Genomic DNA, 11,833 nt, shown 5'->3' with positions numbered 1-11,833 from the left:
CATGGTTCACAACAGCATTACGGAGTTTCCAATTCCGACAGGCTATAACCGTGCGGAAAGTGTGACACAATATATCCTATGTGGAATTTCTGGACAATTTGTTGCAGGAAGAAATAATAGCCATACACGAACGATACATCCAAACCAAGACACGTATGGCCCACCTGCCATTCCACAAAACACTAGCGGACTTTGACTTTACCTTCCAGCCATCCATTGATGAAAAACGGATTCGGGATTTGGCCACATTGCGATTCGTGGCTCACCAGGAGAATCTCATTTTCCTGGGTCCTCCAGGTGTCGGTAAGTCGCACCTATCTGTGGAACTCGCGCTAGAGGCCATTGCGTAGCGCTATACGGTCTATGTCATCAAACCACATGACTTGGTACTGACGTTGCAACAAGCTCACCAGAGCAACAGTGTGCAGCAGAAGATGAAAGCATTTATTAAGCCGGATTTACTCGTGATTGATGAAATTGGTTACCGGAAGATGGATGATGCGGCTGCCCACTTTTTCTTTCAAATTATCTCAGAGCCTTATGAGAAGGGCGCGATGATTCTCACCTATAACAAGTCATATGGGGCTTGGGGAGAAATTTTTGGTAACACCGTGCTAGCAACCGCAATTCTCGACCGTCTTTTGCATCACTCCAGTACCGTAAATATTAAGGGTGAGCGTTATCGGATACGGGAAAAGAAGAAAGCTGGATTCTTCAAGATAGACTCTTCAAACGGTGATCAATTGATCCCGCCGGCGAATCTATCTACGGACGCTTAGTTGATGAAACTGGAGAGTTTTCGATTGATGTTTTTGGTGAATTTTCAATTGCTCTTGACACATGCGTGAAGATGAGTTCTTGAACATCCCAGACAAATCGCTCATATCGTCCAACAAAGCTAGTCTACACACTGCACGTACGTTTACAATCCGGGCGGGCTGGCACACTAGAATCGAGACACCTGAATACGCCAAAACTTCCCCTGTGCCAACACGTGGCGCACATATCCACCATGGCCATGCAGAACTGGACACCCACATTAACCGCAAGACGATGGCCCAAAATATCCCAATTAGGATTCTCGCAGAACTGAACATAGGACTCGACGTTTGGGAAGGAGATCGATTAAGATAGATGCATAGTTGAATAAAGACACGGGAAACCGTGACATTGCAGAAGAAGAAACCGAGACCGCCAAACCGTCATGTCTCTCTTCTTTTGTTCCTCCTGTCGATAATTGTCGGTACGATATGGATCGTCATATGACAAGCATGTCAAAAACCCTCCATCATTCAGAACAACAAAAACCGTTCATCTTCCGTCATGTAGCTTGATTGGTAACGTTATATTTCAACGATGTTGTCCAACCGGATTACGGGGCTTAAGAGTGAATATGGTCATAACTTTTTACGAAAATAGTTTAATGAATGCACTTGATGAGCATGCGGTAAGAAAGCTTCGATGGCTCTCGAGCTTAACGGGGAATATTTCATAGTAGGCTAGATGTATGGCTGCGTTATGATATAGCATTTTGCTATTATCTTGTGCTTCGAGGATTGTTATTTCAGTTTTTATCGATGTCTCACCGCCACAAAGCTGACAAGAACTGATCTAGTTCAGTTACATTATCACTGCAATTCTACCATAGACGTTATAGCCAATCTATTTTCAAAATAGTTTGTATTCAAATAAACTTATGACTTATTTTAAGATATTATTTTTCCATTCTCATACTTTGATATGACTCTCTTAAAAATTTGTGATATCTAGTGCTGTCATCGACTTATTCTATACTTTGATTTCCTTACGTTCATTAACCTTATTTATAAAATATGGAATTACTTATAGCTTTTTCGATCATGATTTCTGATTGCATCTTCCCTTGGCTATAAAGATCAACAATCATTCCCCTAAACTCATCTGTATACCTCTTTTAATTAATTTTCCTTGATTCGAACATTATCTTTCGATATTAATCTATCTGTACTTTTTCAGCATCCACCATTTTACACTTGGTAAATTTACTATTTCTGCTAGCGTACTTGACAGACCTGAACAAATTCCCTCATGCACCTTTTTTAGCTTATTGCCTTGCTTTTGGCAAACGATTGTCTATCGCCAACGCCACTTAGACACTTTCCCATAGAAATTCCCAACTTACCAAGCATACAAAAACAGCCTCGGTTTAAACCAAGGCTGTTTCGAGAAAGAAAGATTACCATTGAACTGGCAGTTGACCAACAACGTTCGTTGATGTTGAAGAGTTTGATGAATAAACAAACAGGTTTGCTGGTGTACTTGTCGAAGCACCATAAACTTGACCATAAGTTGAAGTTTGAAGAACACCATACCCACCACTTGCACTTGACAAACCTGCATAGGTTACACCACCGTCTTGCAAAGTCAAACTTATCTGACCTTGAGAATTTGTGGTTAAAGTCAATACAGGTGAAGAAGAACCAAGACCAGTTGCCGTAATAGCCCCAGGTAAGTTTACACTGCTGTAATCAATCACTCCAGAGCCAATATTCCAAAGCGGTACAGGCGTAGGCTCAGATTCGCTTGTTGAGTTACTCCCCATCGGAACTGAGCTAGACAAAGCCACACCATTTACAGCTGTAATCCAAACATTCTGTAAAGGAGACTCGGTGGGAATAATTGATACATCAGCATTTGGTAATGGATTACCATCTTCATCCATAACTGTCATAGTTACATTTGTTGGCTGATCTGGTGTTCCAACAATATTCCTCGGAGTAAATAGAGCAGAACTAACACTACCAGATGGGGATGTCACCTCAGCAGTCACCGTTGCCTTTTGACTACCTTCAGTAACAGTGTAGGTATATGTCCCACTATATCGTCCCCAAGCACCAACCGTAACTGCTTGTATTGGTGTAAAGTTTTCTGTAACACTATTAGAGTTACTGGAACTTGTTGCTGTTGCGCTAAAGGTAACTTCTTGCTGATTGCCTGAAATGTAAGTTAAATAAATACTGCTACCTTTTACTGATGCACCTACAAGCATCGGATCTCCAGTAAGCATAGTTGGATTGCTGACACTACCCGTCGATAAAAAGCTACTTAGCGCTGGCCCTGTCACAGTGTTAGTACCGTTCGTTACAACGATATCTCCAGAACTATTTTCTCCTATAACATAGCCGCTTCCATCTGAACTATATCCTAAGATTGAGGTCAAGCCATATTTATTTGGATCAAATACTGTCTGACCATTTGCTGTTACTTTTCCATCTTGAGAAACTACAACATTAGTAGAGAAGTTACCGTCTGAACCTGAGATTTGCATACCATCAATATCATTGATAGAATCATCAGCTTTTCCATCCGATGAAATTGTGTAATCCAATCCTGATTGCGGTATTTCTGCTAAGTTTACATAATTATTGAATGGTGCTACTACAAAACTCATCTCAGTTTGTGGTCGCAAGAATTGACCTGTCGGATCCCAAGCACTACCTTGAATTGACATACTACTTGGTAAACCAGAGTTAGTATCAATTAACGGTTGATATTCTTGCAATCCAGTTTGGTTAACCGTTAGACCTAAAGACGCAACTCCACTGTCTGATGAGAATTGAATATTCTCAGAACCCGCAGCTCCACCCTGTGCCTGATCTCCAGATTGTAATTGTCCATCAGACACTTGTACATTAACATTTAAAGTAGCTGTACCACCATTAATATTTGAACTTGAATACGCCCAATTTGACGTATTTACGGCAGCTTGATAATCAGTTGAAAACCAAGGCTGAGAATTGCTGTTTGGATTCATTATTTCGTATCCTTGGTTTGAACCTCCATTTGTAAAATCATAGCTGAAAGGTGTTACAGTCGCACTAGAAGTGTTATTACTATAGTAATAACCTTGAACACTTTGTAAATACATTGTACTTGTTGCATAATTTACTTGAACATTTAATCCAGTTACGTCAAACGGCAATTGACTGAGCGTATTATACAAATTTGAAGTTGTATTCTTTAACGCCTGTAAAACAATAGAGTTAGGACCCGATGAATCAATTTGCAAGCCACCAAATGCTTGATTCATGGTATAGCCTTGGGGCACTGTTAATTGATAAGTTAATGTATCTTCTGGGAACTGTGCCGGTAAAATCTCTTGTCCATTTTGCGTATATGGCCCAAAATGAACTCCTACATTAGATTGAGCCACAGCACCATTTATGGTGCCACCTTGCGGAACATCAGAAAGTGATGCATACGAAGAATTAAGCGGTCCACCCTGGATACCCATAGCTGCTACACTAGTTCCCGGTTCCCAAGAAACTTCTAAGCCACCATTATTGCCTGACCCCGCTACCGTCAACAAAGTAAGACCATTTGTCGGAAGCTGCTGCCCTTCAACAACACCTGCAGTTGCAGGAGCATAGTAAATATAGTAAGTATCCTTGACATGAGCTTCTTGAGGATTAACTGTATCAGATACAGTAAACGAGAAGTTTCCATTTGCATCACTGGTAATCATATCAAAAGAAGAATTACTAAAGGTATATGTTTGACCATCCATAACGTAGCTATCTGTTCCATCAGCACCTATCGTACTTGTAATCGGTGCATCCGTGACAATAAGAGGAACGTTCGGCACTGGATTTCCTGCTGCATCTTGCACTTGTCCTGAAATCGTCAATTTGGATCCAGAAACTGCCACTTCGCGATTTTTATCACTTAGTGAGTTACTATTTAGCACATCTGCCGGAGAAATATTGGCAATTTGTGCAGGCTGCGATTGAGCTTGCCACTGGAAGTAGCTATCTCCTTCCGCTGAACCTCCATTAACCAATTCTGCAGAAACTTGTGCCATTACTTGCGCACCGTTAACCGGTACATTATTTTGTGTTGGTACATTACTGTTGAGGTACATAATCGCTTGACCATTACTGTTTGTCGTTGCTGTATAAACAACTGAACTACCATATGAATTATTACCAGCAGTAACAATTCCATTATCTAACACGTTAACTCCATTCGAATCGGTAATAAACACCGATGGAGTTACTCCACTAGTCGTAGTACTCGCACTAACTGTAAATTTAACTTGCTTACCAGCAACCGAGGAACTTGAACCCGATTCTGGTAATAACGTTGCCACCACAGGAATCATACCCTGTGTTGGGTTACTGGATGTAGAGAAATTTAATTGATCTGGATTGCTTTGATTACCCCATAAAGGCGCTAAAACAAGTGTACCCGGCAATCCCCATTCCGCAGTTGCAGCATTTGAGCGAATATACTGACCATTGGATTCTGCAGGTAATTGTGCAACAACATATAAAGGTTCATTCGTAGTACTTGCATTAGATGTTACTTCTAATGAAGCAACTCCATTTGCGCCTACCGGAGCACTGTAATATGCATCATAGGTTTTGTTTCCAATCACAATCGGCGCCGACAATGTTGCAGAATTCAAAACATTTCCGCTTCCATCTGTAACTGTCAAATTATTAGTAGTCGAAACCAAAAACTGTACAATTGTACCAGCGCTCACTGGATTTCCATTCGCATCTGTTACTGTTGTGGAAAATGTTACCGCATTATTCACACTAGCTACAGCAGGCGATTGATCAGAACCATTGCCAACAGTTTGCCCTGTAACCGCAATAGGGCTTAAACTATCTGTTCCAGTTACTGTTGTGCGAGAAGGCGCAACTAAATTCAGTGTTTCTGCATTTCCATTCCAGTCGCTCTGACTAGCAGCTCCAATAGCCTGTAATACTTTCAACAGGAAATAAACTGGCATGTATGTTGTGTTGACATGAGAGGCAGGATCTTTCATCACTACTGAGTCTGTCATTTGGACCAATGTACCATTCAAATAAATTGAGGCAGTTCCTTGCCCAGGATTTGAAAATTGACTCATGTCTACATTTACTCCAGATGGTGTAGTGATGGAAAAGACTTTATTAACACCATTCCATGAAGCTTGATAACCATCTTTCTGCAACATTTCTATTAAATAATAGATAGGCATGTAATTAGTTTGCGTCCCTGCATACACTGCATCGAAGCCTTTGAAGCCTATACTAGAAGAACCTACTTTGATGGTCTCTTGATGCCATGTAGCGTGACTGTAATTCGCTGCAAATGCTGTAGGAACAGCCATACCCAGTACAACTGAAGCTGCAGCAATACCTGTAAGAGCTCGTTTCAAGTGAATTTCTCCTCCTTAAAAAACTTCTTTTTACAACTTACTGAGAGAGGGTGATTGCACCCCATCCTAGAACTTCTACTGTAGTTATGCCCCTACGCTTTCAACGGAGGTCTTGAACGGATCAGACCTTGTCGGACCAAGCTTTTACTCACCCGATGCACGATGCGCTGCGTAGGTAGGCATCCCTCCCTTCAGTAGAGATATTCACGGAGCCCCATATCCGGTAAACTCACGATTGTCTCTCAATTGATGGTATTAAAAAGAGTTTTTACGACAGAATTCTCTAAAATCCTCTTTTTTTTAAAGCAATTAAGCCATGAGTAGAAAATTTAGTAGCTATACGAGAATAGGCAGATAGTCTACTGAACCTTATATATGTACGGAACAGGTCAGCCAAATGCTGTTGCCTTTTCTCCCCCATGGCTGATTATACTGTTAGCTTGCTTGTGAGTAAAGCTAGAATTCACAATTTCCATCGATTTCGTTCTTAATGTCTAAAATTCCTCTTTCGGAAACTTTTTTCATTCCCATTCACCATTGCTGTTTTGTACGCCGAATGCTGTCCAACAATGCTATGTTACGCGGGAAGTTCGTTGAACAGAACATTTTGGGCTTGATTTTCCTGACTCCGCTGGGCCAATTTCGAAAGACAAGTTGCTATACCATAAGTTTTCAGCGTTTACTTAGACGTAACAAACGTTCTTGATGTTACAGACTATCGATAAATATTTTTTCTTTTTGTGGGTCAAGCCTAACCCGGCATCAAATTTTGTCGAATGGTGCAGATGAAAAACAATGGACTGAAAAATCATCGAGGTTAACACGGAAGTCATGCAAAAAGGAGATCCCTCTATGAACTTAACAACTCTTGCAGAATCCAGCATGTTCAGCATGGAAATTAAAAAATCCAAATTTATTGGTCGGGCCATCCCTCTTTTGCGTGAGAAAGACAGCGATTTGTGGCTAGAGAAAATTCGAACTGAAGAGCGTGGCGCGGCGCATCATTGTTTTGCCTGGCGTTTTGGTCTGGACAGAGTGCAGGAACGATACTCGGATGACGGTGAACCAAGCGGTACGGCAGGACGACCGATTTTAGACGTGATTCGCAGGCAACAGCTCAATTGTCTGCTCGTTGTTGTTACTCGCTATTTTGGCGGAACACTGCTGGGGGCAAATGGACTGGTGCGGGCGTATACAGAGGCAGCAGCTGGCGCCTTGCAAGCTGCTGTAAAAATGGCCTTGTTTCAGGCAACCGTTTTAGAAGTTACACTTCCTTACAGTGACTACGGGCGTTTGGAGTACGCCCTGCACAACGAGGGCGTACACATTCTGGAGAGCGATTTTACAGACAACGTCCGTTTACGGCTGCTTCTTTCGCTTCAAGACAGCAGCCAATGGCAAGCGGCGATTCAGGAATGGACGGCCGGCCGGGCCACCATCCATCTCTCGCCGCCTGTTTGGGCTGGCCGTGTCGATCACGGTGAATTGCGCCTGGAAAACTTGCCACAAGGGTTGTAATTCGCCTGTACCACCCTTTATTCACGAAACTGCCTGTCCCGCCATACAGCTGCAAATAGATTTCCATCCATAAACCTTTGTTGAATCTGTTCACGGCTCATATAGACCAATAAATTTTTCCCATTCGTAAACTCCAACATTTTTGTTTTCTCCTCAACATTATGGATGGTCTTCACTTCTTTTCCTACGATATAGCCAGTAGCTCCCTCATGGCGCGTCAGAGGTTTGGCTATGGTTTTAACGGCACAAAATGTTGATTTCCCAGCTCGCGCCACAAGAGGCACATACTGTGATTTTTGCATGACTTCTTTTTGAATCTCACGCAGAGATTGCCAATGCAAACCGTAATACGCAGCCACCCTTCGGTATGCATAAGGGATGGACCAAGGTACATACATATCCTCCTCCATCCGGCGAATCAGTCGCGTCATACGTCCCACATTGGCTACATCAACAGGTACAAAACCCATGACATCGTCAATCCAGTCTTCTAAATGAGGTACATTTTGCTTGGAATGATAGATACAAAACGATTCTGTGTTTTCCTTTCCCTTCCATGAATGTGCCTGCAAATGATTGTTCTCATTCAATTGGAATCATCCCCTTATGTCCCCTGAATTCATGTCTGTCTTGTCAGACTTCCTTTTCACTCAGGACTTGTCCAAAAAAACATTTTTAAACTTAATAAATTACAATTAAATTTAAATAAATATATATATAATTATGCTATCTTGAATTTGGATAAATTTCAATATGATTAACATATTTTGCTGACTTTCACACAACTCCTGATTCGCTCTCTCCGTCACTTCCGTTTTAAGCTACGGATAACGCGTTAGACACCTTGAGACCGGTCTCCCAAGGAATGGGAGAGAAACGTATGGATGATAACGAACAAACCGCACTAAACGCCTGGCAGGCAGGAGATTCTACTGGCGCCGAATTTCTCTTGCAAAAGTATGAAAAACTCGTCTGGAAATTGGCTAACAAATATCGCCATACCTCGCTCGAAGACGCTGTACAGGAGGCACGCTACGCGCTGCTTGTGGCGGCTAAAGCCTACAGGTCTACAGGCGGGGCAAGTCTCCTGACGTATCTGTATCGTTCGATTCACGGCCATTTGCGCAACATCATGCGCCGCGAATGGAAACATGAAGCTCATTGCCAACCGAGATCGACCGAAGAATGGCTATTCCATTGGACAATCGACCCCAGTGCTGAGCAAACCACAGAACGTTTTTTACTTCGCCATGATATGGAACAATGGATTCACAACGCTCGACTCAGCCCCCGCGAGAAAGAGGCGATGCGCGCTGTATTTGAAGATCAATCCCTGCAGGATTTGGCTCGCCAACATGGAGTTTCCAAAGAAACGTGCAAAATATGGCGCAAAAGAGCCGTACAAAAATTAAGGAAAACTTATCATCTGTAAGAAGGCAGATATGAATAAAAGAAACTTTGCATACGGTAAACAACAAGTTTAGACGTCCACTGAAAGATGTGATAAAATGTTTTGAAAATTTAGTGGATAACCCCCGTAAAAGAAAGATCTAAAGCGAATCCGTTTATTGACGAATTGTCACTATCTTTGCCTGACTTCATATCTATACCAAGTTCAGCATCTGCCATTCTGGGGGGGATTGGTTTTGAATCTGGTAGAAATGTTGGAAGCATCCGTAGAGACACACAGAGAACGAGTAGCCATGCAGCATAAAGTTAATGGCCAATACGTAGCGCTGACCTATGAGCAGTTGTGGGAGAAAATTCTCGCTACCGCTGCCGGCTTGCAGGAAATCGGAGTACGCGAAGGCGATAAAGTGGCACTTTGGGCGGAAAGCAGTCCAGATTGGGCTATCTGTGATTTCGCCTGCATGGCCATTGGCGCAGTTGTGGCTCCCATTTATCCTACGTTGCCTCGCGATGCCGTGACGTACATTTTACAAAACGCTGAAGCACGTTTTCTGCTCGTTGGACATTGGAAACTTTTAGAGAAACTGATGGATGAAGAAAATCATCTTCCTGAAGGTCTGGAAGGTACGGTACTGCTGGAAGATCTCGGACTCGCCCGTTTTCCATCAAGCTTTCCACTCTACGCTCTAAAAGCGTTACAAAACCATGGTCAACAACGTTTAGCTGCATCACAAAGCCCTATTGCGCAACCACGTCCACCGCAAGAAATTTTCCCCAACATCCCATCCAGCGCGCTGGCCACCATTGTCCACACATCAGGCACATCTGGCCAGCCGAAAGGCGTGATGCTGACTCACCAAAATTTGATCAGCAATGTGAAAGCGATTACACGTGTGGTGCCAGTCTATCCAGAGGATAAAGCTCTTTCTTATCTCCCTTTGTCCCACATATTCGAACGAACAGTCGGTTTGTTTACGCCGTTACTGTTTGGTGCATCCATAGCCTACGCGGAATCCATTGACACCATTCGTGATAACTTGCTCGAAATTCGCCCTTCTATTCTGGTTACTGTACCGCGCCTTTTGGAGAAAGTGTATGCAGGCATTCTGGAAAATCTCGAACATGCTCCTAAAGCGGTGCGTCCGTTACTGGAAAAAGGAATGGGTGAGCGTCCTTCACCTTTGGCTCATAAAGTAGTTGATAAACTGGTCTACAGCAAAATTCGCAGCGCTTTAGGCGGGCAAATGCGCCTTGTAGTGTCTGGTGGTGCTGGCTTAGCCAGCAACATTGCGAAATTTTTTAGCCGCGCTGGTATTCCTATTGTAGAAGGTTACGGTATGACAGAAACTGCGCCCGTTATTGCCGTCAATCCGCTTGAAGATGCACGGCCAGGTTTTGTGGGCAAACCTATTCCCGGCGTAGAAGTAAGATTGGCTGAAGACGGTGAGCTTTTAGTGCGCGGTCCAAACGTAATGCAGGGCTATTATCGCCAGCCAGAAGCCACTGAAGAGACGATTGACGAAGAAGGATGGCTCCATACGGGCGATCTCGCCGAAATCATAGACGGCTATATTCGCATTGTGGATCGCAAAAAAAATATCTTGGTACTGGCAACGGGCAAAAATGTCGCTCCGTTTCCGATTGAAAACGCTTTGACACTTAGTCCAGCAGTTTCGGACGCAGTTCTGATTGGCGACGGCAAGCCTTATGTTACCTGCCTGCTGGTACCAGACTTTGAGGTATTGAAAACTCGTTTTGACGATGTTTCTGACGGCAACACAACAGCACTTCTTCAACGCCCCGATGTACTGGCATGGCTGGACGCGGAGATTGTGAAAGCGGTTGCTCCATTTGCCGCCTTCGAGCGTCCCAAACGAGCACTGTTATTGCGTCAACCCTTCTCCATGGAAAGCGGAGAATTAACTCCTACTTTGAAAGTCAAGTCACGTCTCTTGACTATGCGCTACGAACAAGAAATTGAACGGATGTACCATTCCCCCAGCAAAGATGTCTTACTGATTGGCAGCGGCGGCCAGACGGGGGACGGTGACGACAGTGAGCATCACGACACAACTGACGGTACTGCCCATTGGATAGAAACCGATGCCATTGAAGATAAAGAACCGGCGCAAGAAAACTCCAAACCAGCCACTCGAAGCCGCTTGCGACGCGCACTTTTCATAGGAGGCGGGACGCTCGGAGCACTCGTTGTAGCGAGTGGAATTGCGCTAGCTGCTACGCATCCGCAAAACGTCAAGAAATTGTCGGATGAACTGAACATTGGCCACACGCTCTCTCAAATACAAACACATAACAACGGGATCAGCCAGAACAACGCGCAGATTGTCAAAGAGATGGATAAAGCAGGAACGTTATCGGGAGCTTCTGCAGTGATGAATCAGCAACTCGGTGGATTGTATCAAGGCATTGGAAAAGAAGACAAAACTTTACAGTGCCTGAATGGACTGAGTTTGCAGGAAGTCAATTTAAGCAACAGCTTTGGACAATACGCCAACTCCATTCACGGCAATTTGCTGAATATAGCTGCTAACAGTTCCAGCCAGAACCATGCACTTTCGCAAATGAACGAATTGACGCAGGAGCTCAGACAAACGGCCGCCCGTTTGAACGAGATCAATCAAGAAATGGGCGGAAAGTTGAATACAGCCAAAGCTGACAGCCAACAATTGGCGAACGAAATGCCTTAAGAGAAAGCGA

At 43.5% G+C, this 11,833-nt stretch carries 5 protein-coding genes and 1 pseudogene; 4 read left to right on the top strand and 2 right to left on the bottom strand.

Features of this window, described 5'->3' with window-relative positions; translation table 11 throughout:
• Nucleotides 1-80 precede the first annotated feature (80 nt).
• Nucleotides 81-779 (top strand): annotated as a pseudogene (gene istB / locus BUA75_RS10025) (IS21-like element helper ATPase IstB).
• A gap of 1,436 nt (nt 780-2,215) precedes the next feature.
• Here the strand turns inward: istB and BUA75_RS10015 are convergent.
• The gene (locus tag BUA75_RS10015) at nt 2,216-6,187 is read right to left on the bottom strand and encodes a beta strand repeat-containing protein (protein ID WP_072874471.1); all 3,972 of its coding nucleotides are present in this window, start codon (nt 6,185-6,187) and stop codon (nt 2,216-2,218) included.
• An 852-nt stretch (nt 6,188-7,039) separates the two neighbouring features.
• Here BUA75_RS10015 and BUA75_RS10010 point away from each other — a divergent pair.
• A complete protein-coding gene (locus BUA75_RS10010; RefSeq protein WP_072874470.1) occupies nt 7,040-7,705 on the top strand; it encodes an IMPACT family protein in 666 nt (221 codons plus the stop codon).
• Between the two features lie 17 nt (nt 7,706-7,722).
• Here the strand turns inward: BUA75_RS10010 and BUA75_RS10005 are convergent, their stop codons facing one another.
• The gene (locus BUA75_RS10005) at nt 7,723-8,295 is read right to left on the bottom strand and encodes a hypothetical protein (protein WP_072874469.1); all 573 of its coding nucleotides are present in this window, start codon (nt 8,293-8,295) and stop codon (nt 7,723-7,725) included.
• A gap of 290 nt (nt 8,296-8,585) precedes the next feature.
• On the opposite strand from BUA75_RS10005, the gene BUA75_RS10000 reads away from it, so the two are divergent.
• Nucleotides 8,586-9,137, top strand: coding sequence for a sigma-70 family RNA polymerase sigma factor (locus tag BUA75_RS10000; protein ID WP_072874468.1), 552 nt, complete (start codon nt 8,586-8,588; stop codon nt 9,135-9,137).
• A 214-nt stretch (nt 9,138-9,351) separates the two neighbouring features.
• The gene (locus BUA75_RS09995) at nt 9,352-11,823 is read left to right on the top strand and encodes an AMP-dependent synthetase/ligase (protein WP_072874467.1); all 2,472 of its coding nucleotides are present in this window, start codon (nt 9,352-9,354) and stop codon (nt 11,821-11,823) included.
• The last annotated feature ends 10 nt before the right edge of the window (nt 11,824-11,833 follow it).

It is taken from the genome of Alicyclobacillus tolerans (assembly GCF_900142255.1).
Taxonomy (GTDB): Bacteria; Bacillota; Bacilli; order Alicyclobacillales; family Alicyclobacillaceae; genus Alicyclobacillus_I; species Alicyclobacillus_I tolerans.
This window is presented reverse-complemented; position numbering and strand designations above follow the sequence as displayed.